Here is a 20,013-nt window from a genome sequence, read left to right on the forward strand (position 1 = left end):
AGTCAGTTTTTGCCAAACTTTCTTGGAAAATAGGAAAGGGTTACCATAAAGTATTGCCGCAACGCGTTAACGGTGCCCTGTGTAATGCTATTATTGACCCCGTAGTTTATTAAGCCTTTATTTTGATGTAGTATGTCTAAAGCAGAAACTTTTATCTCTGCTGAGTTGTCTTTAAACAATCTACAGACCGCCGATGCGTTCCAAATGGTAAAGTCCCGTATCCCCACGCCATTATATTGATTTGAGGTATAGATGGTATTGCTGTTTAAGGTGATCTTTTTAGCAAGTTTAACGCTACCGCTGACTTCTGTTTTACTAATAAGACTGGAAAGGTCATAAGTATGATCTCCCTTATTCCTGTATTGCTGATAATTTCGCGAATAAGCCAACTGCACAGTCACCAGATCCTTGTAGCTATAAGTCAGATTGGGGGTTAATACCAGCGATAGATTGTCATAGTAATTAAGGTCCCCATTCACCCTGCCAGGAGTATGGTTAATTCTACCTGCAGGCGAAAAAATTAACTGAATCTGGTGATCCTGTAATTTAAATGCTTTCCTGATTTCTCCGGCAAGCACCGCAAACCGATATCCATTGGCATTCACCAGAGAATAAATGGTGCGCCCCAGGCTATCTACAAGACTCTGATTGGCGAAATAATTACGAGCGGTTCCTGCCTCTGCCATGACCTGATATGTAAAAGTATTTTTGCCATTTTCACTTTCGTGGTTAAATGAGACACTTATCTGATCTGTCCGCTGCTCCTTCAGATTAATATTTCCCGTCATGACGAAATTGGGGTTAATGCTGTCTACTAATGGGGATAATTGCAATACGGATGGATAAGTATATATAGTATTAAAACCTGCATTTAGTCTGTTGGTAAATTCACCAAATGCCCGGCTGAATAGTGAAATATCTACTTTAGGTATAAAATGAAAATACGATCGGGAAAACTCCTGAAATGCTTTGTCGGAATAACTATTTAAATTATAATACTGCACTCCCAGGTCCAGCTCATACGTATAATATTTCTCGTATCTGTTGGATAGAACATGAGATACCTTCTTAATAAATGTTAGCGCTGCATTTTCGGTATAGTTAATTTCATGACGCCCATTGGTAAGATAATCATTGATAGCATATTGCTTAGACAACGAGTCTTTGTCTTTAACATTAGTGGAAGCATGACCTGTAACAACTTTAGTCTCATTTTGCAAACCTGTACTGATCCCTAAGAATTTATAATGCCCAAAGAACAAAGTTCCGAATTCCGGTAATTTAAACGTCAGATTATTCTGAATACGCGTGTCACTATTGTTATAAAGTCGGTTGTAATTTTGATGTTGATTTCCGTTGTTTATTACTTTGTAATCGGATATATACATATTTTCCTCATCGGCCGTCTTTACATTCAGTTTGTAATCAAGTTCATATAAAGAAAGCCAGGTTCCGGCAGAACTTTGTGGTTTATGTACAAAGAGTGCCCTGACACTTACATCGTTTGTATGGTGCTGATCATTCAGTGAAAGTTTATATTCGCTCAGGTAGTTTTCATACTGATCTAATATCCGGGTACTGGTAACGGAAGTACTGTTCAGACGCTCATTCCTAAAGTTTGCTTCAAGCTTTAAATTATTTCCGTTTCTCAGTCTGTCATATTTCACATTCGCATCTTGCGACTGTTTAGTATTATGACCGGACACTATATTCAATTGGCTATAAAAGCTGCTATCGTTTAGTGTGGTTGTAGTTTGGGTCTCTTGCTCCAGTTGCTGGTCGTTGTGTTTAAAGAAATAGGTGCCCGTCAAGCGGTTATTATTGTAATAATCCGGACGTGGTATAAAATCATGTTGCAATATGGCGCCCGCTGAAGTGTACTTATTCAGCCCTTCGATGTTAAAATTGGATTGATATTCTACGTTCGCTCCTGTTCCCTTGAAAGTATTGTTCCTTAGCAGGAAATTGATATCATCAGCTACTTTATTTACATTATTGGTAGCAGCGGCCACTCCTATTTGTGTTCTGCTATTGAAAATATTCAAACTGCCATCTCCCTCATAATGCCGGCCACTACCATAGCCTCCACTCAGTTTGCCAAAATATCCTCTGTCCTTCCCTTTTTTCAGTTTTATATTGATCTCTGAGGTGGAATCTGACGGATGGTTGGGCGATTTCTCCCGTTGATAGACCTGTACTTTTTCCACTATACTTTTGGGTATGTTTTGTGTAGCCACCCGTGAATCTCCGCCAAAGAAAGGTTTCCCATTGACAAGCACACTCTTTACTTCTCTCCCATTTACAGTTATAGTACCATCTGACCATACAGTGATTCCAGGCAGTGCCTTTAGCAAATCTTCCGTTTGTGCGTTAGGGTCCAATTTGAAGGCACCAGCATTGAATTCAAGCGTATCCCCATTCATAGTGATAGGTGGAGGAGGGCCACCTATCACTACTTCTTTTAGTTGACTTATCTCTCTTGCCATGTTTATTTTCCCAATAGCTAATTGTCCGGAAACGACGGGGATTTCAAATACTTTTTTGCTTGTTTTGTAACCAACAAAGCTTGCTATGATCTGTAATGATTGTCCAACAGGCAATTTATTCAATTCGAATTCACCGTAATTGTTCGTAAGCCGGTAAGCAATCAGATTTCCACTCTTATTGTCATATATAGCTACGGTTGCAGTCCGCAGTACAATACTGTGGGCAGAGTCCCAGATGATACCGTTAATGGCACCTGAATGGCTAGTGTCAACGGACTGCGGGAAAGCCGATAAGGTACTTAAACAAGAAAACAAAAAGAATAAATACTTTTTCAATTACAATCCTTGTTTAAATTTAAATTTAACCAGCACCGGATTCCCCTTTTGATTCCTTTTATTTTTAAAGTAGGAAAGAAGTCTCGGCGGATAGTGAGGGTGTTTGTTTTTGGTAACCTCATACTGAAAGAAGAGACCTAATGAGGCATAAGTAGCATACAAATAGTTACCGTCAAATTGAATAATACCTCCATTCAGAAAATCTGTACCACCAATCTCTGCATCTGTAAGGGGTAAAAAATAACTGGAACTATCAGAAACAATTTTATCAATAAGAATAAGTTTTTGAGAAGATAAACTATACAGGTACGATGGGCTTGTATAATTATTCAATATTGTTTTAAAGAACAGATAATCTCCCTGCTTATAAAAATTTCCAATTTTATAAACGTGATTTCTATTGGCATTTAAATACTTCATCCTTTTACTTTCATAGGAAGTATCCGATACAAAATTCAATGGCAAGCCCAAGCCGGCCGGAAAAACAAACTGATATGCCTGACCAAATGTATGCGGAGTAATTAAATAAACGGACAGATCAAACTCTCTGACGAAATATGTGCTGCTATCATTTCCGGGTATTGGATAAAAATCGCTATGCATTTGTGATCCGAAAGAGTCATAATATCTTAGTCCTATTTTATAAGACAGATATTTACCAATGATGGTCTTCCCCTGAGTAACTGTTAAACGATATCCAACACTGTCATGTGCTGCTGATATGGGCATTGATGGTTCGAAGCGGTAATACCCGTTATAATCGCCTCCCAGTTTAACTTTGAGACCCAGATTAGCTGCCAGGGATGTTTTCTCGTGCCTGATCATCTTGCCGTCCAGATCGAAGTAATACAGGTCCTCATAATAGGGGATTTCCAGAATGCCGGTGGTTTTGTCGAGATTAAAGTTGTAAAAATTTGGATGTTGGGGATTTAACTTTTGTCCCTCTATTTTAGCATGAAACCGGCCAGCTTTAGTAAATATCAAAACGCATTTAGTATCCCAGTCAAGGATGACGTAATATTTATCGGTGATCTCAAGTTGATTAATCTGGCCAAAAATACTTTTGGGCGTTTGCTCAAAGGTAATATATTCAACAGTGTCGAGATACTGAGACACCCTGCCTCCGACTGCTTCAGCCGGGTCTAATCTAAGCTTTTGCTGGCTGTAAGCTATCGGCATTATAACATACATACATAGCAGTAATATGGGTAATTTCATAGTAAGATTTAAAAGTCTTTGAACTTATAAAATATCAGGACAGGATTATCTGTTTTTTTCAAAGTCCGGGTTACTGAAGCAAGCTTAGTAGAAGCAAGAAATTTATTTAGCTGAAAATCCTCATAAGTCAAGATACTTACAAACTCATCATTAAAGGTTGACACCGGATATTTAAATCCATCCAGCTTAGCAGAATCCTTATTTGACAAAGATGTTAAAAGATTCCCTCCTTTAACGTTGCCGGTCTTGGCTGAATAAAAATAGCCATTAAATTGATCCTTATAAGTCGCAATATAATAAATTGAATCGTCATTACACATTACTTCTCCTTTGAAAGAGTAATATTGATTTTTATTATAGAGTTTGAGATATGAAGTGATATCAAACTTATTCAATTCTCTTAGTTTAGCATTTATGTTAGGTCCGGGATAATGGATCGTCAATACCGGTGAGATTTTAACCGGATTGTCTGAGATCATATAAACGGTATCCGAAAATTCCGGGGTAAACAATAAATGTTTATTGCTATTACTCAACGAGACATTTATATTGATATCGAAGTCCTGATCGGCTATCATTCCAGGTACTGCGCTTTTGGTTGTATAATTCACTTTGGTGTCTCTACCGCCTAAATATAAGGAAGATCCTTTCAGCGCCGGAACATGTTCGTTTCCTCCATAGGGATTAAAATAAACATACAGATCGGAATTTTCAAGATTGGTCAAACGGTAGAAATAAATATATTCTTTGGAGGCACCAACAAAGTTACCATCTTTATCAAAAAAATAAGATTTAGCCTTGGCCTGATCATGTAAGATAATTTGTTCCTTCTTAAAATCATAGGCGACATCAAGAAAACCGGATATCATAGCCTTTTTCGATGCCAGTCCTTTATTAGCGGAAATTCTATTAACGAAATGTCCGGTAGAGTCAAAAATGTATACTGACTTTGTCTCCAAAAAGTCAACGATGATAATCCTGCTGGGGGAAAGTATGATCTTTCCCAGGGTTGGAAATTTCGATTCAGGCAATGTTTCCAATTTAACAAACCGGACATCTTTTAATTCTTTGTTGTAGTCAAATGTCAAACTATCAGGAACCGGAATAGTGAAATCTTTTATCTTAACATTTGTCGAAGCAGGGAGCGCGGCTATCTTATTTACCTCTAAATTACTTTCAAACCCACGATATCGGTTATCTCTTGTATTAATGTTACAAGCTGCCAGGGTGCAGGCAAATATTAAATAAGAAAAGTATTTTTTAAGCATTTTTTTCGTTCAATGATTAAAGGGAGGATATCATCTGATAAGTCTTAGAAAGCTCAGGCAGCGATTTTTCTGGAATATAAACACGGCTCACACCAAAGGCAGTGTCTGTTTTGAAAATGAATGGTACATTCATATTTACTATTTTGGAATTAGCTAAAATAGTAGGATCAATATTGTAAATATGATATCCTTCCAACCCATATCCTTCCAGCGTTAAGAAAAGGTTTTCACTTGCCCGATATGATCCAAGTATCAACATATGCTCCCTCCCTATTTTTGCTGCCAGCTTTTTAACAAATGGCAAATATTTTTCAACGCAGGTAAAACAATTTGTTTCTGAGAAATAAAACACATAAGTAGGGGCTGTTATCAGCTGCGCGAGCGTAGTCGTATGATGATTACTATCAGCCACCAATATATTCTTAGATATTGGGAGATCAATGCAGTTACCATAATTCAGTATATATCTAAAATATTGCCCCATTGCCAGGGAATCGCGCGTAGCCCGCACCTTGTTTGCCGAGACTGCAAATTTGTACTGTGCACTTTTCATAAAATACATAGAGATGAAGGCAAAGCACAATAATGTTAAAACGAAAAGCGCCACATTTTTTAGTTTAACCATAGTTGTCATCTTTGAAATACCGGCAGTAATCAGATGAGCGATCACTACCGGTAACTTATAAATTATTTGCAGGCATCAACTGCACCTACAGAACTACACCAAATTACATGGTCAGGGCCTATACATTGTACCATCGTTGCATCATGAGGTCCAACAGAACCTGTATACCCGCCATTTGAGGAGAAGGAAACCGTAACAGTAACACCTCCTGCGTTATTCGTTGTATAACTAACGGTTGCAGCACCGGTATTACTTTGACTACCACTGAAATAAACGGTCCCACACTTTACTGTTGTGTATTTTGGGGCATCAAACACGCCGGTAGTGCCCGTTACATCAGTAGAACCACCAGAGGAACTTCCGCTGGTGCTGCTTGCCAATGTTACTGCCATTACTGAGTTGTCCAGGTGGTTTGTCTTTATGCCATAATAAGTAAATACGGAAGAATAAACATTACTTACGAGCGCAAAGACGATAAGACCGATTGCGGAAAACTTTAAAATTTTACCTTTCATTTGTTTTCTGTTGGTTAATAAAAAAGTAGATACAAAAGAGAAAGAAATCACATAGCAGGCCACCATGGCCTACCAATGTTGCAGGTAGATCTTCATGTTTTTTATGGTTTATTTAAGAAATTTAGTCTATGGGTTCTTTGTTTTTTTTCAACCAATCATTATAATCACTTCTGCTCTTTATTGTGATCTTTAGCTCTTGCTTCAGGGTATCTGAGTTATGCCATACTTTACATCGTTGATGAGCATAAATGCCCAATGACATAAAATAGATCATTAAAATAGGCATCATCATCATGCGTAAATTCGGCTTATCCTGTATTAAGCGGTCGTACAAGTACGCCATCAGAAAGAAAATCCCCACCGCCCCCAGATAAATATAACGGTCTGCTATGATGGAATATCTGGACATGGGAATAATGTTGGAAACAAGACTTACATGAATGAGAAAGAAGCCGATACCGAAAAGAATCCAGGTCTGCTTCCAGAATTTCCAGAATGCAATGCTTACCAGCACTAATACAAACGGGTAGATCCATAGATAGCCCGGAAGCGGCGACCCTGGTAAACTCGGGAAAGGGTATAAATAGCTTAAATGTATAGGTAATATACACTTGATCAGGTATTCTGAAACAGTGTAAGTCGCAAATACTGCATTCTGGTAAAAAGGGTATTGTACCTGGGAAGATAGCAAGCCTTCGTTATTAAAAGCCTGTGAGTAAACAGTGATGATACCAAAAGTAAGTGAAAGGCAAAAGAATGGAAGCTTTTCAAACCAAATCTTACTACTGGAAAAATCTCTGTCTAATACTTTATCTAACAACAATAAGCATACAGGTAATGTGACCGCTTGCTCCTTTCCCCCGAAGGCCAATATAAAAAACACTATTGCAAATATAAATGACCATATTCTTTTGTTTCGAAGATAGCTGACGTAGGAATGCAGCGACAACAGATAAAAAAAAGCGCATATTATACATTTGGAAGCGGATAACCATGACACTGCTTCTACCATAAATGGATGTATGGCCATTAACAGAGCAGTCAAAAAAGAAATCCTAAAGATAGAAACAGACGAAAATTCGAAGCTGCTTGTCAGTATTTTCCGTATTAAAAAGTACACCAACAATACGTTTGAAATATGTACCAGCAGGCTTGCAGTGTGAAACCAAAATGAATTATAATTAAAAAGACTGAATAGTGAAAGGTAGAATAATTCGTTTATAGGAGCATATTGTCCATGAAAAAATTCAGTGAAGATATAACCAAGATTCTCGCTATTAAAACCGCCTTCCGTATAATCATTCATAACTACCCAATGATCATCCCACTTAAATTGAAAATCATGGGTAAATACAGGCCAGTAAACAAGCAAACATGCAAATATTAGACAAATTACGGTATAGAACGTTTTAGACAGTATACCTGCGGAAACATCTACAACAAGCATGGGGATACGAACAACATTATCTTTCTGAGGAAGAGGTAATGCATCCTGAGTTTGAGGCATAAGAGGACAAGATTTAGGCAACAGAATTCCTTTCGACAATTCCTTGCGATCAGAAATCAATGACTTTCAGAAAAAAGTATTATTTACAGGCGGCACCTTCCCGCATCAATTCAAAGTGTCCTGAATTGAGTACACCTTAAAATGTTGAATTAAGTAATTGGCTAAATAATTAGTACTTCAAAACAAAAAGTTTATGATACAAATATTTATGCAAAGTTTTCGCAGTTATTCTTAGTAGGTATGAGGTGATGTTGTACATAATATTAAGTTACAAGACGGTTTGTGAAGGAACGGGTGTAATGAGTTAATCTTTAGCTTTTAAATTCTGATCAGCACGTTAACAATGATATTTATAAATTTATTGATATTTATCCTAATAAAGTGTTAATGGAAATTAAATATCTGAAATGCTCAGAGCGACAGGATTTCAACCGATGCTGCTAATAACAGAGAGTATGGCGGTGTAATCCAGAGTGATTGACAAGTCAAAGAATCACCACCAGGAACAGTTTCATCCAACTGCATAGAGATACCCATATTGTTATAAATAGTTTTGATTTCAATCAACTTTTCATTCTCACCCGAGTGGGACTAAAAGTATATCATCTGGCGAAAGCAGCAATTCTGTTGGTGCATCGTCTTCATCTTCAATTTGGCTCTAGCATATTAAAAAATACTAGTTTGAGCCAAATTGACAAATCAGAGCTATTTGAGTTCATCGAAATATGGTACAACAGGCAGCGTATACATTCAATTCTAGGATGTTTAACCCGTGAAGAATTTAAAAAATCTATTTTAAAACAAGCAGTTTAATAATTTGTCCTTTTTTTGTTGCATCAAAGTCGCTTGATCCATATTGAGGATGAAATCTTGCGGCCAACCTATCTGCTTGCTAAAAATAAACTAATTCCAGCTTGCTTATTATATCGACTTGGCTTATTTAAGGCTCATGTCATCTTAGTTCGTATTCCAATTACCCTACGCAGTTCTTCTATCATAGCAGGCCTCCGGGGATATTTACGGCATATCTTCTCCGCAACGGAAATGATTTCGTCTTTTCCCTCAGGAATAGTCTCTATGACCATCATCATTTTAATAGCCAAATCCGCATATTCCCGACGGTTTCCTACTATATCACCTTTACGTTCAAAGGCGGGAAGATATAATGCTAATAGCTGTATGGGGTAAATACTCAATAAATGATCATGATACTGTAGTAACCGATCCAAATCTATTTCATTGCTTATAAGACTAAGTAACCGATCCCAATATTTTTCTTCGATATAGATAGGGGCGAGTAAACCAAGCAATAATGTACTTGGTGAGTACCATACCTTTCCCTTGTCTTTTTGATATTGGATTTCAACTCTTGCTATTATTTCCTCAATGTATTTCTCTATTTCCTGCTCCCACTCAGCAATATCAAAGCTACTCTTCCATTGATTGTAATAAATCAGATGAAAGCCCCGATCAAAAGCAAAATGCTTTGTGTAATACCTTATTGTTTCTATGTCGTTTTCTAAAACAGCAATCTGTAGCAGCTCTTTCTCCCACTCTGCCACTATCCCCGAATGGTCCTTTTTTCGGGCAATGTCAATTCCTTCATTTATTAATTTCTTCGCCGATAAAAAATCTCTTTCTTCTACCAAACGACTTACCTCGCCGCGTCTAACATCAACAATATCCAGATTTTCTTGAACAAGCGCCTGAGCATCACTAATATTACCTGTAGCTTTTAAAAACACTATTTTCCGCACGAGAAAATAATCTTTCCTATAAGAATATTCGGCTGCTGATGCCTCTTTAATCTGACCATCAATAAAATTCAAATAGGAAGTCTGCTTATTTAACTTTATGGCAAGGATAGAATAGATATCTACCATCTCATATCCAAAATCGCCATACTCAAAATAGACGGGAAGGCTGATCGCTGATTGTACAAAGTCGAAAATTTCTTTCCGTACTTCCATTGTTACGCTTACTTCTTGCGCTATATTCTTTATCAATTCAATAGAACTATTGATAATAGCGCCAATGTAGCCACTGGAGTCGTCACAATAAGTAATTATTTCAATAACTTCTATCAATACCGATCGTGCTAAAATAAACGCATTCAGAAAATTACCCTTTCCTATCAGAAGCTGGCTTTCATCAAGTAATCCATTCATCTCATTTGCCAGTCCATGAATAGATCTATAATCAATGAAATCTTCATTCGAATAGCTTCTTATCACGCTTTTCAGATGTTTGGTATAGCTTTTAGCTATATCCATCTGACTATCTTTATCTGCGAAGTACCGTTGAAATAGTGATTTGAACTTTTTATCACTTGCAGCATGAGTCAGAATAAATTCCTGATATTCCTCCAAGCTTATTTTCTGCAATAACTTCTTAAAATCGGTTTTGGTATCAGTCTTTTTTTTAACAACAGTATTCAGTAATTCTTCCCTGAGAACAAATAAAACAGCTACCACATGTTTGCACATATCGCCGTCATAGGGACAATCGCACGAATATGATTCTACTTTGTTCTTTCCAGAAAGTTTCACCTCTACTTCATATGTATCGTTTCCCATCACTTCCGCGTACCATAAACCTTCTCCAGTTTCTTCCAGATCCACAACAGCAGCATTCTCATAATATTCCCTTCCCCGAAATATTATCTTATCACTTATCTGTAATTCAAAATTTTTTAAAGTGAGCATCTGATCAATTCTTTTAACCAATTTTCTGGAGTAGAGGTAGGCACATCAGGCCGATACGTTTGCATCGCCCTTTGAAAATCAGATAAACGCTACTGCCACTCTGCTAAGAGGGACTGATTATCTAAATGATGATGGATCTCGATTTCGTTGGTATCCGTATTCCCCACCTGTTTGGCAATATAGGTAAAATGGACCAGCATCTCTCCAGGTCATACCATGCCCTCAGGCTGGCCACCCGCTTCAAACAGCATGGTAGCGGATCAGCGTTGCTTAAATTGAAGCTTAGTAAAGTCCCTGATTAAACCTGGCGATGGCAGTCTCAGGGGCTGCTAAGTAATCCGCATATTGCTGTCCGGCTTCACCAACAAAGATCTCATAAACATCTTCCGAGATACCGTTATAGATATCTTCGGCTACTATGATTGGAGGCAAACCGCGCTGCTCACCCCCCATATCCTTCGTGGCATCTGTGTTGATCAGGGATGGCATTACCTCAAAAACCTTAATTTTAGTATCTGCTGACAAGGTTAAGCGTAAAGCCACTGTATGTGAGTGCAGCGCTGTCTTCGCGTCTGAATACGTTGGTAATACTACGAGCGGATGAAACGCCACATTAGAAGTAACATTGACAATGGCCGCCTCAGGTTGTTTCTTCAATAACGGCAATAAATGTTCGGTCAACCGAACTGGAGCAAAATAGTTAGTTTCAAATTCTTGCCTTGATTTCTCAACAGCGTTTGCACCTTCCCCAAGTTTGTATACAAAGCCCACTCCGGCATTATTTATTAGTACGCTCAAATCACTGAAATTGGCTTCCAGTTTAACGACAAGATCTTTCACTGCTTCAGCATTGGTCACATCCGCAACGATATAATCAACATTTAGTTCTCTGGCCGCCATTTCCAGCTTTGCTGCATTGCGGCTTACGATGATTACCCTATTACCTTTTTCACTTAAAAGCTTTGCTGTTGCATAACCAATGCCTGAACCACCACCGGTTATCAGGACTGTTTTGTTGGTAATGTTCATGTCTTTTTATTTTAAATGTTAATGTTTAACTTTACTTGTGATTTGCAAGTAATCAAAGGTATGGATAAATACTTGCAAATTGCAAGTATTTACTGAAAATTAATTTTTATGAAAGAAATTCAGCACCGATCTGACTGTCCGATAGCATATTCACTGGATTATTTAGGGGATAAATGGGTATTGTTAATATTACGGGACCTGATCTTCACCAATAAATCGAGCTATGGTGATTTCCTGAATTCGGATGAAAGGATTGCCACTAATATTCTTGCAGACAGGCTCAAACTGCTGGAAGAGCATGGATTTATAAGATCTACGGTATCACCGGAAAAAAAGAACAAGTTTATCTACAGCCTTACAGAAAAAGGTATAGACCTCATCCCGGTGATTGTTGAATTGATGATCTGGGGATCAAAATATGATTCATATGAGGCGAAAGAGATCGTCAAAAAATTGGAGAAGGATAAAGAGGGAACCATAAAGCAACTGAGGGAGAAGCTTTTAGGGCAAACTGGCACCAATAACCCCCAGTAGATGAATAGCATATAGCCTGGCAACTGTTGTATGACGAACGCCGCCAGGTATCTTTTGCCCCAGGTGTTGCATTTCAGATGCAACACCCACCTTACCCAACAACCCAGCATAATCAGCATAAGCTCCTTCCCTCTACTCCACTATAAACGCCCCTCACCAACTTCCTCTCACTCTTCTCTTAACAAGCCTTTATTCCTTATATCAACCCTTTACCAACATATCATCTACTTATCACTTCAATATCCAATTCATATACAAATGATATCTAAATAACGTATTAGCACTCATTCAGACTGGATATTTCACCAATACTAAGTACCTTTGTAATCATCACCTCAAAATGAACTATTATGGCCATTGTTAAAGACAATATCCTCTTACAACTTGTCCGCGGCTCCATTGGCAGACAAATCACCATCTACGAAAGGAACGGGCAGATTATCATGGCGAAGAAACGCCGCCCTTCCAATAAAAAACCAACACAGAAACAGCTGGAAGCAAGACTGAAGATGAGCATTGCGGCCGACATCGCGAGAGATCTCATGAATGACCCTGCGATAAAAGCCTATTACGCCTCACTGGCTGGCCCTGGACAAAACGCCTATAACATGGCTGTAAAGGATGCCTATCGCTCCCCTGAAGTGCAGAATATCCGGTTAGAAGAGACCGACGTAATCGTAACCGCAAAAGATGAATTCCGCGTAGCTGAAGTGAAGGTACAGGTGGTAGACACGGATGGGGTTATTACTGAAAGTGGACCTGCATTATTAGCCCGTAATGGCGTGGACTGGCACTATAAAGCAGCTGCATTACCTGCTGGCGGCAAAATCATTATAACCGCCATAGACTTACCAGGAAAAACCACCGTAAAAGAACTACCATTGCACTCAATAATATAAACAGAAAGGGAATAAATAAAAGAGCGTACCAATCATCATTGATACGCCCGGTTTTCTATTGATAACTAATCACACACATACTTACTTACCTGTGAAGATCGTTGCATAATTCACCGGCAACCATTCATACGCCTTTCCTACGCTTCTGATATGTCCTATTCCAGGGAATGACAGATGCGGTGCCGCTATCCAGTAACCACTACGTGCAGCATCATCAAACACTTTCCGGCGTGCTGCTTCCGCACCGGACAAGTCCACATCAAAGTCAATGGTCACCCCAGGGTCTGCAAATTGCACTGCCCCTGCGTGGATCACATCGCCGCAGAACAAGAGCTTCTGCCCCTGACTTTCTATCGCGTAAAAGCTGTGACCTGGCGTATGACCCGGTGCTGCGATAGATGTCACGCCTGGTACCGGCTGGCTGCCCAATACAAACGTTTTCAGCTTGCCTGCCTGCTGATAGGGGAGGAGTGAGGCCTGCGCAGGATCGAAGAAAGGCTGTGCCCTTTTATTGGCAGTGGCTTTATTCGCTGCATTCAGCCAGAAATCTGCCTCAGGTTGACTAATATAAATAGTGGCATTTGGAAAAGCGATCCTACCATTATTAACAAGTCCGCCCACATGGTCGCCATGCAGATGTGTGATCAATACTACGTCAATATCCTCAGGCGTGAAACCTGCTGCGGTCAGGTTCGATGTCAGCTTACCTAATGTTGATCCCATCAGACTACCACTACCGGCATCAATCAAAATATGACGACCGCCTGATACTAAAAGATACCCGGTAATAGATGTTTCCACGATCGTATCAAGATAACTGCGCTGTAATAAATCACGAACCTCGCCTGGTTTCTTTTCATGCAACAGGCTCTTGATGTTTAAAGGAACGGTGCCATCAGAGAGGGCGATGACCTGTAAATCGCCTAACTGCATACGGTAAAATCCTCGTTGCGCTACGGCACCGGAAGCTTGTGCCTGTACAGATAAACTGGCGCCTGGTAAGCATGTAGCTATAATGCTGCTGAAGAAAAATACACTCAGAAATTTCATTGTTTTCAGATTATGACACAAATTTCCGGTGATCAGCTTTCCTGCAGAAGGACTTATGTCACATTAAATTTGTGACATTCGTGCTGTTATTTCCGATATAAACGGCTTATAGTTTCGCGCGATACACCCAGGTAAGTAGCGATAATCGACTTGGGAATACGATTATATAAATGCGGATACTGCTGTACAAAATTCTCAAATCGCTCCTTCGTACTGCCTTTGAGTAATAACTGGAGTCTTTTCTGCAAAGCCACATATCCCAGTGCACTCTTGGTAGATAAATAATGCTCATACTTCCAGAGCTCGCGCCCCAGCTTCAGCCGGTTATCGTAAGACAGGGCAAGTAACTCACAATCTTCCATACATTCTATGGTGGTCGCCGCGGGTATTTGTTTAACAAATGCTTCCCTTTCCGAGATCCACCAATGCTCGACTGCAAACTGGTAGGTATACTCTTTTCCTGTATCTGCATCTGTCATATATGATCGCAGACACCCCTTCATCACGAAATACTCGTGCTTTACCATGTCTCCTTCTCTTACAAGTGCGCTGTGCTTCTTGAGTTTCACGGGCGTAAAATGAGAGAGTACAAACTCAAACTCCTCGTCTGTCAGCTGGCTGACCGATTCTATATGTGATCTTAATGGATGCAACATTGTGCAAATGTACAGAATGCCCTTATTGAGGAAAGGGAATAATCAGGTTGAAATCCAGCCTGATTATTCCCTTTTCATATATCATTAGCCTGTGGTGCTGTTTATATACCTACATCTCCTGAGGCGTTGCTCTCTATGTACATTACAGCAGAGTCTTCGATATACTTCGCCGGATTAAAAGACTTTCCGAACTTATCCTTCACCAGGTCAAGCGTCCTGTTTAACTCTGCCACCTTTGCGGTGAATGCCGGCGGGAACTTAGAGCTATCAGAATAATCACCAATCAGCTCACTGTAACGGTTGATATTGATCATCATTCTGGCTGTCAGTTGTCCGAACCGCATACGCAGCGACTGTACTTTATACATGAACGTCTCTATCTGCCCCTGCCATTTACCTTTTGTCAGGCTATCTCCTTCCATTGCTACGATCTTCCTGGCGATTGCCATTCTGCATTCATTCTTATAGACTTCTCTCCGGGAATCAAGAGTAGCCAGGAAATAGTCACGACGATATTTGGCAGTATCCAGACCATAATAAGCTAACTGCTGGCTTAACAGGTCCTGGTTTTCCAGTTGCAGCTGATTCAGCTCATTGGTAATAGCATCCCACTCATGATCGATCACTGATTTCTGCTGCTCAAACTGGCTGGCAATGTTGAGTATTCTCAGCATCGCTGGTGTGAGTGATTTCAGTTCCCGGTCAGTCTTGCCGAAAGTCATCACCAGGGAACTCACTCCGGATGATACGGTTTGTACAACAGAGCCATATAAAGGCACCTTGTTGGCCACATTACTCACCAGTGACAGGGATGAGTTCAGGAACTCGAACATTTGTTCGCCACCGCCTTTCTTCGAATACCATTTATCGTATTCAGACTTCCAGTCATTGAAGTCCTTGTATTGTTGAATATTGCTGATGTTACCCAGCTGTGAAAAGAATTGCTGTGAGGTCAGAAACAGGTCCGCCGGCTGTACGTCACGCTGTATACTCAGCAACTCGGTAAAAGCCAGTTGTCCGTTCAGGCTTACCCTTACCTTAGGCGTCTTTTCCAGGATAGCCAACCTGCTGTCCAGCGCTACCTGCAGGTTCTCCATTGCGGAGAGCTTCTTTTTAGTTTCATTGGTGTTAATACCCGTCAGTTCTGCTTTCAGGCTTTTAATCTCATCCTCATTCTGTTTCAGTTTGTTGTTCATGTCCTTCAACTGGCTGTCCCTTTCCAGTTTGATCTTGTCCACTACAGTGGAATCGGTTTGAGCAAAAGAGGTGGTGGCTACAGCGATGCTGAAAGAAAGTAGTAGAATTGCTCTTGTCATAGTTAGTATTTAAAGGTATAGGTGTCAGGGATTATGCGGGGTCTAATATATAACAAAGTCATTATGTATTGGCTGACGAGGAAAAATATTCCGGATATAAAAAATCCGGTAACAGGAAACACTTCCTATTACCGGATCTCTTATAATAGTATCTGCTTACTTTACGATCAACTGCACATCGATATTCCCTCTTGTTGCATTCGAATACGGGCAAACCGCATGTGCTTTTTGGGTAAGTGCTTCGGCCGTAGCCCTGTCTACACCGGGGATCTCTACTTCCAGGACTACTGCCAGGGCGAATCCGCCCTCTGTATTTTTCCCGATGCTCACCTCAGCTGTTACCGCCGTAGTGCCGGTCTGTACTTTCTCCAGGCGGGCTATATGATTCAGCGCACTATCGAAGCACGCGGCAAACCCACCCGCAAATAAGGTCTCGGGATTCAGATAAGTGCCCGATCCGCCACCCATTTCCTTTGGCACCCTTACATCCACATCCAGTGCACCATCAGCTGATGTCACGTGTCCATTACGGCCGCCATTGGCAGTAGCCTTCGTCGTATATAACTTTTCCATTGCTATTTATTTTATGTGGTAGTGTTTATACAATTATCCGACCAACTCTTTCGCTTATATGATAATGATCCGTTAATTTTTAATATGGCCGTCAGCTCAGCCATTTTCTTAAAGCGATGGACTTCTCCCGGCTTACCAGGACCTCTTCCGTCGGAGGATGAAGATCCAGCCGGAGCTTACCGTTAAATGTCTGATGGATCTTACGGATAGCCGCAGCCGATACAATGTATTGCCTGGTGGCCCGGAAGAACTCCTTTGGATGCAGTTCCTGTTCCAGTTCTTCCAGCGTCTGGTCTATGGCATAACGATCTCCCTCGCTGGTCACCAGATACACCAGTTTATGCTCTGAAAAGAAATAGGCGATGTTATGCACCATCACCGGAATAAACATGTCCCTGTAAGACACGAGGAAGCGGGTGCGGTATACATCTTCCCGCTGTTGCATCCTACGGATCACTTCGAGCAAATCAGGTGAGGTAGTGCGGTTCACGAGTGTTTTGATACGTGTAATGCTTTTCTGCAGCTGCGCCTCATCCAGTGGCTTCAGTAAATAGTCAATGCCATTCACTTCAAATGCCTTCAGCGCATATTCATCATATGCTGTAATGAATATCACATGCGATTTGATGGTGACGTGATCAAATATCTCAAAGCTTAATCCATCGGTGAGTTTGATATCCATGCAGATCACGTCCGGATGCGGATGCGCCTGCAACCAGTTGATCGCTGCTTCCACCGTTTGTATCTCACCTACAATTTCAATGGTTCTGTCTATCTGCAGTAACAGTTTCTTCAACCGCGCTGCGTTGGGTAATTCGTCTTCAATGATCAATATGCTCAGCATCTTCTTTCGTGTTTATTTTCAGCAATGGTATCTTCACTTCAAAGTAGTCTGTTCCGTCATCTATCAAAGGCTTACTCCCACACAATAACTGATAACGCTGGGTGATGTTCTTCAGGCCCAGTTGCGCACCCGGTTCCTTTGTCCGTTTCGCTTTCTTATTATTCCTCACCACCAGCCATTTACCCTCCTGCATGTAAATATCGATCATCAGTGGTGCCTCCGTGGAAAACTGGTTATGCTTGATCGCGTTTTCTATCAGTAGCTGTAATGTCAGCGGTGCAATAGCACAGGACGAACGTTCCACTTCGGCTCTTATATTGACCTGTATAGCCTGTCCATACCTTGTCTGGTGAAGAAAAAGTACGTTCTTTATAAAGTCGAGTTCTACAGCTACCGCAATCGTATTCTGGGTCCGGTTGGCCATCATATACCGGTAGATAGAAGAGAGCTTCACTACATAATTGACAGACAGTGACTGATTCTCTTCTATCAGGGAAGTAAGTGTACTTAAGTTATTAAAAAGAAAGTGAGGATCTAACTGTAGTTTTAGTGCATCCAGCTGGGCTTGTACAGCCAGCTCATTGAGCTTGGCCGCTTCTATCCGCACATTGTTAAGCCGGAATACCAGGTACTCCGCAGCAAAGATAGACGTGATCACCAGACAAAATATCATACCGGTAATAGAGGATTGCCGGTATAATAACTGGTTAAAGGCAAACTTGTCAGGAAAGGGAATATGGAAGAACAGGTAAACGATCAGCAGCACAATAAACATGTGTGCGATCAGCTGTACCGCGAAACGGGTTTTCATCCCCCGCTTCCATTGCAGGCGACTATTCAGGAAATAGCTTAGCCATATGCCCGTCTCTATCACCGCCAGCGGGAAAAGCAGTGAGATGAGGCTATTAATGAAGAAGTCCAGCACAGTGAACTGTCTCCATGCATTGAAGGTACGCTCGTATGGATTGATCAGGAAGAAGATCAGGTTGGTCAGCAAACAAAAGATAGGATAACCGTATAATCTTAAGAATTTATAATTGGATGCAGCCATAATTTTGAATTGGACTCAACTGCTTATCAGGCTGTCCTATCTTTCTGCTGTTAACCAACACTTACACGGTGATGAGCCGGTCTGGTCAGTAACTCCCATATTAAATACAACGTGCCTAATGATAAAACAGACAGTACTACTTTAACGATTTGCAGCAATTTACCTATTTTATACAGCTGGGACACGTAATGAATTTTTTTAGTCATGATGGTTCCGTTCTAAAGTTATGCAGGCAATTTGGTTCAAATACCACATACCTGCGGTCCCGATCTGACTGAACTGACGAAATTGGACACCCAACTTAAATATTCCGGCACCGAAATATTACCCTCAAAATCTTCTTCGTTCTAAACGGGATAAGGTCCGTCTTCAAATATCTCTTCATGATAGCCTTTAAGACCTACCTGATGCGTCAGCTGACTTCTGAAGTCATTTCCCGCCGCCAGCTGCCCGATAATATACGCAAAGTCATAGGTAGGCTGCCAGCCCAGTTCTGTACGTGCTTTATCGTTCACATACACCCGGTCTATCTCATGAAACATCCGCCAGCCCCTGCGCTGGTATTCGGCGGCATAAGCAGGCATCAATTCCTGCATGACGGCCGTTGCATTATTGCGCAGGGCACCCAGGTGTTTCTGAGAAAAAGGAGCAGTAGCACTGATGATATATTTCCCGAAACCAATTGTCTTTGCCTTCTTTACAGCCAGTATGTGGGCTTCTACCACATCTTCCAGCTCTACCCGCCTGCATAGGAACTCATTTACTTTCAGGTTATCATCTGAAAATGAATTTCTTCTGACACGGTTGTCATCCGCTTCCGGGAAGAAACGGGAAGTCCGCAGCACCAGGCAGGGCAGCCGGTGATTACGATAAAAGAGCTGACACAGATCTTCTGCGGCTGTTTTCGTCACGCCATATATATTCTTCGGCACAGGTACGACCTCCTCTGTGATCCAGGCTGCCGGCATTCCGGCCGGGGGCACCAGAGCATCCCCGAAAGTGCTGGTTGTACTGGTAAACACGAATGCTTCTACACCATTCGCAACCGCTTCTTCGAGCAAGTGCAGCGTACCAGTGATATTGGTATCTACAAAATCCTGCCGGCTATGGGTGGCTACATGTGGCTTATGTAAGGTGGCAGTGTGTACCACGGCCTGTACACCACCGAAGCAACCTTTTACGAAGTCTCTGTCAGCAACAGAACCAACATGTGTGGTATACGGGGTCGCTTTGATATCTACCCCTATCACGTCATAGTTCCGCGCCTGCAGGGTACGGACTAAGCCTTCACCGAGATGGCCGGCGCTACCGGTCACTAAAACTTTCATATGTTTAGTATTATCTTACTGTTCATCACCGAAATTAAAAGGTGTAAATTCAATTTTCGGGACATTTGTCCCA

18 protein-coding genes are annotated in these 20,013 nt (G+C 40.9%); 3 read left to right on the forward strand and 15 right to left on the reverse strand.

All coding sequences use genetic code 11. The annotated features are described in order from the left end of the window. Positions 1–2 precede the first annotated feature (2 nt). The 7 genes from GWR21_RS17200 to GWR21_RS17230 form a co-directional block, all read right to left on the reverse strand. Positions 3–2,822: an outer membrane beta-barrel protein gene (locus GWR21_RS17200; RefSeq protein ID WP_162332939.1), complete on the reverse strand. Its 2,820-nt coding sequence runs from the start codon at positions 2,820–2,822 to the stop codon at positions 3–5. After that, positions 2,823–4,040, reverse strand: a complete 1,218-nt coding sequence (locus tag GWR21_RS17205) for a 6-bladed beta-propeller (protein ID WP_162332940.1) — start codon at positions 4,038–4,040, stop codon at positions 2,823–2,825. Positions 4,041–4,048: 8 nt separating this feature from the next. Then, positions 4,049–5,308, reverse strand: a complete 1,260-nt coding sequence (locus GWR21_RS17210) for a 6-bladed beta-propeller (RefSeq protein ID WP_162332941.1) — start codon at positions 5,306–5,308, stop codon at positions 4,049–4,051. Positions 5,309–5,324: 16 nt separating this feature from the next. Beyond that, complete coding sequence (locus tag GWR21_RS17215; protein ID WP_162332942.1) at positions 5,325–5,933, reverse strand: hypothetical protein; 609 nt, start codon at positions 5,931–5,933, stop codon at positions 5,325–5,327. 62 nt (positions 5,934–5,995) lie between these two features. Further along, complete coding sequence (locus GWR21_RS17220) at positions 5,996–6,514, reverse strand: hypothetical protein (RefSeq protein ID WP_162332943.1); 519 nt, start codon at positions 6,512–6,514, stop codon at positions 5,996–5,998. Between the two features lie 55 nt (positions 6,515–6,569). After that, on the reverse strand, positions 6,570–7,955 hold the full coding sequence (locus GWR21_RS17225) for a hypothetical protein (protein WP_162332944.1): 1,386 nt from the start codon (positions 7,953–7,955) through the stop codon (positions 6,570–6,572). A 947-nt stretch (positions 7,956–8,902) separates the two neighbouring features. Next, positions 8,903–10,660, reverse strand: coding sequence for an SWIM zinc finger family protein (locus GWR21_RS17230; protein WP_162332945.1), 1,758 nt, complete (start codon positions 10,658–10,660; stop codon positions 8,903–8,905). Between the two features lie 131 nt (positions 10,661–10,791). Here GWR21_RS17230 and GWR21_RS17235 point away from each other — a divergent pair, with 131 nt between their 5' ends. Then, positions 10,792–10,962 carry a hypothetical protein gene (locus GWR21_RS17235; RefSeq protein WP_162332946.1) on the forward strand — a complete coding sequence of 57 codons (171 nt, stop codon included), beginning with the start codon at positions 10,792–10,794 and terminating at the stop codon, positions 10,960–10,962. Here the strand turns inward: GWR21_RS17235 and GWR21_RS17240 are convergent. Further along, on the reverse strand, positions 10,943–11,689 hold the full coding sequence (locus tag GWR21_RS17240) for an SDR family oxidoreductase (RefSeq protein WP_162332947.1): 747 nt from the start codon (positions 11,687–11,689) through the stop codon (positions 10,943–10,945). The genes GWR21_RS17235 and GWR21_RS17240 overlap by 20 nt on opposite strands. 108 nt (positions 11,690–11,797) lie before the next feature. Between GWR21_RS17240 and GWR21_RS17245 the strand changes: the two genes are divergently transcribed. Beyond that, entirely contained in the window at positions 11,798–12,223 is a 426-nt protein-coding gene (locus GWR21_RS17245; protein WP_162332948.1) for a winged helix-turn-helix transcriptional regulator, read from the forward strand. A 350-nt stretch (positions 12,224–12,573) separates the two neighbouring features. Beyond that, on the forward strand, positions 12,574–13,122 hold the full coding sequence (locus tag GWR21_RS17250; RefSeq protein ID WP_162332949.1) for a hypothetical protein: 549 nt from the start codon (positions 12,574–12,576) through the stop codon (positions 13,120–13,122). A gap of 81 nt (positions 13,123–13,203) precedes the next feature. On the opposite strand, the gene GWR21_RS17255 is transcribed toward GWR21_RS17250, so the two are convergent. The 7 genes from GWR21_RS17255 to GWR21_RS17285 all read right to left on the reverse strand — a co-directional run bounded on the left by GWR21_RS17255 (position 13,204) and on the right by GWR21_RS17285 (position 19,940). Continuing rightward, positions 13,204–14,172, reverse strand: coding sequence for an MBL fold metallo-hydrolase (locus GWR21_RS17255; RefSeq protein WP_162332950.1), 969 nt, complete (start codon positions 14,170–14,172; stop codon positions 13,204–13,206). Positions 14,173–14,258: 86 nt separating this feature from the next. Further along, positions 14,259–14,828, reverse strand: a complete 570-nt coding sequence (locus GWR21_RS17260) for a Crp/Fnr family transcriptional regulator (protein ID WP_162332951.1) — start codon at positions 14,826–14,828, stop codon at positions 14,259–14,261. 101 nt (positions 14,829–14,929) lie between these two features. Then, a complete protein-coding gene (locus tag GWR21_RS17265) occupies positions 14,930–16,144 on the reverse strand; it encodes a hypothetical protein (protein ID WP_162332952.1) in 1,215 nt (404 codons plus the stop codon). Between the two features lie 156 nt (positions 16,145–16,300). Continuing rightward, positions 16,301–16,717: an organic hydroperoxide resistance protein gene (locus GWR21_RS17270; RefSeq protein WP_162332953.1), complete on the reverse strand. Its 417-nt coding sequence runs from the start codon at positions 16,715–16,717 to the stop codon at positions 16,301–16,303. 91 nt (positions 16,718–16,808) lie between these two features. Continuing rightward, on the reverse strand, positions 16,809–17,561 hold the full coding sequence (locus tag GWR21_RS17275) for a LytR/AlgR family response regulator transcription factor (protein WP_162332954.1): 753 nt from the start codon (positions 17,559–17,561) through the stop codon (positions 16,809–16,811). Next, positions 17,539–18,612, reverse strand: a complete 1,074-nt coding sequence (locus GWR21_RS17280) for a sensor histidine kinase (RefSeq protein ID WP_162332955.1) — start codon at positions 18,610–18,612, stop codon at positions 17,539–17,541. The genes GWR21_RS17275 and GWR21_RS17280 overlap by 23 nt, the downstream gene beginning before the upstream one ends. A gap of 347 nt (positions 18,613–18,959) precedes the next feature. Beyond that, on the reverse strand, positions 18,960–19,940 hold the full coding sequence (locus GWR21_RS17285) for an NAD-dependent epimerase/dehydratase family protein (protein WP_162332956.1): 981 nt from the start codon (positions 19,938–19,940) through the stop codon (positions 18,960–18,962). Positions 19,941–20,013: the final 73 nt, after the last annotated feature.

Origin of the sequence: Chitinophaga agri (assembly GCF_010093065.1) — a bacterium.
Taxonomy (GTDB): Bacteria; Bacteroidota; Bacteroidia; order Chitinophagales; family Chitinophagaceae; genus Chitinophaga; species Chitinophaga agri.

Coding starts and splice junctions, on each gene's coding strand:
- GWR21_RS17260 (WP_162332951.1), bottom strand. CDS start 14,828: ATGTTGCATCCATTAAGATCACATATAGAATCGGTCAGCCAGCTGACA.
- GWR21_RS17245 (WP_162332948.1), top strand. CDS start 11,798: ATGAAAGAAATTCAGCACCGATCTGACTGTCCGATAGCATATTCACTG.
- GWR21_RS17210 (WP_162332941.1), bottom strand. CDS start 5,308: ATGCTTAAAAAATACTTTTCTTATTTAATATTTGCCTGCACCCTGGCA.
- GWR21_RS17250 (WP_162332949.1), top strand. CDS start 12,574: ATGGCCATTGTTAAAGACAATATCCTCTTACAACTTGTCCGCGGCTCC.
- GWR21_RS17235 (WP_162332946.1), top strand. CDS start 10,792: ATGGATCTCGATTTCGTTGGTATCCGTATTCCCCACCTGTTTGGCAAT.
- GWR21_RS17270 (WP_162332953.1), bottom strand. CDS start 16,717: ATGGAAAAGTTATATACGACGAAGGCTACTGCCAATGGCGGCCGTAAT.
- GWR21_RS17220 (WP_162332943.1), bottom strand. CDS start 6,514: ATGGTGGCCTGCTATGTGATTTCTTTCTCTTTTGTATCTACTTTTTTA.
- GWR21_RS17205 (WP_162332940.1), bottom strand. CDS start 4,040: ATGAAATTACCCATATTACTGCTATGTATGTATGTTATAATGCCGATA.
- GWR21_RS17265 (WP_162332952.1), bottom strand. CDS start 16,144: ATGACAAGAGCAATTCTACTACTTTCTTTCAGCATCGCTGTAGCCACC.
- GWR21_RS17280 (WP_162332955.1), bottom strand. CDS start 18,612: ATGGCTGCATCCAATTATAAATTCTTAAGATTATACGGTTATCCTATC.
- GWR21_RS17230 (WP_162332945.1), bottom strand. CDS start 10,660: ATGCTCACTTTAAAAAATTTTGAATTACAGATAAGTGATAAGATAATA.
- GWR21_RS17215 (WP_162332942.1), bottom strand. CDS start 5,933: ATGGTTAAACTAAAAAATGTGGCGCTTTTCGTTTTAACATTATTGTGC.
- GWR21_RS17255 (WP_162332950.1), bottom strand. CDS start 14,172: ATGAAATTTCTGAGTGTATTTTTCTTCAGCAGCATTATAGCTACATGC.
- GWR21_RS17285 (WP_162332956.1), bottom strand. CDS start 19,940: ATGAAAGTTTTAGTGACCGGTAGCGCCGGCCATCTCGGTGAAGGCTTA.
- GWR21_RS17225 (WP_162332944.1), bottom strand. CDS start 7,955: ATGCCTCAAACTCAGGATGCATTACCTCTTCCTCAGAAAGATAATGTT.
- GWR21_RS17275 (WP_162332954.1), bottom strand. CDS start 17,561: ATGCTGAGCATATTGATCATTGAAGACGAATTACCCAACGCAGCGCGG.
- GWR21_RS17240 (WP_162332947.1), bottom strand. CDS start 11,689: ATGAACATTACCAACAAAACAGTCCTGATAACCGGTGGTGGTTCAGGC.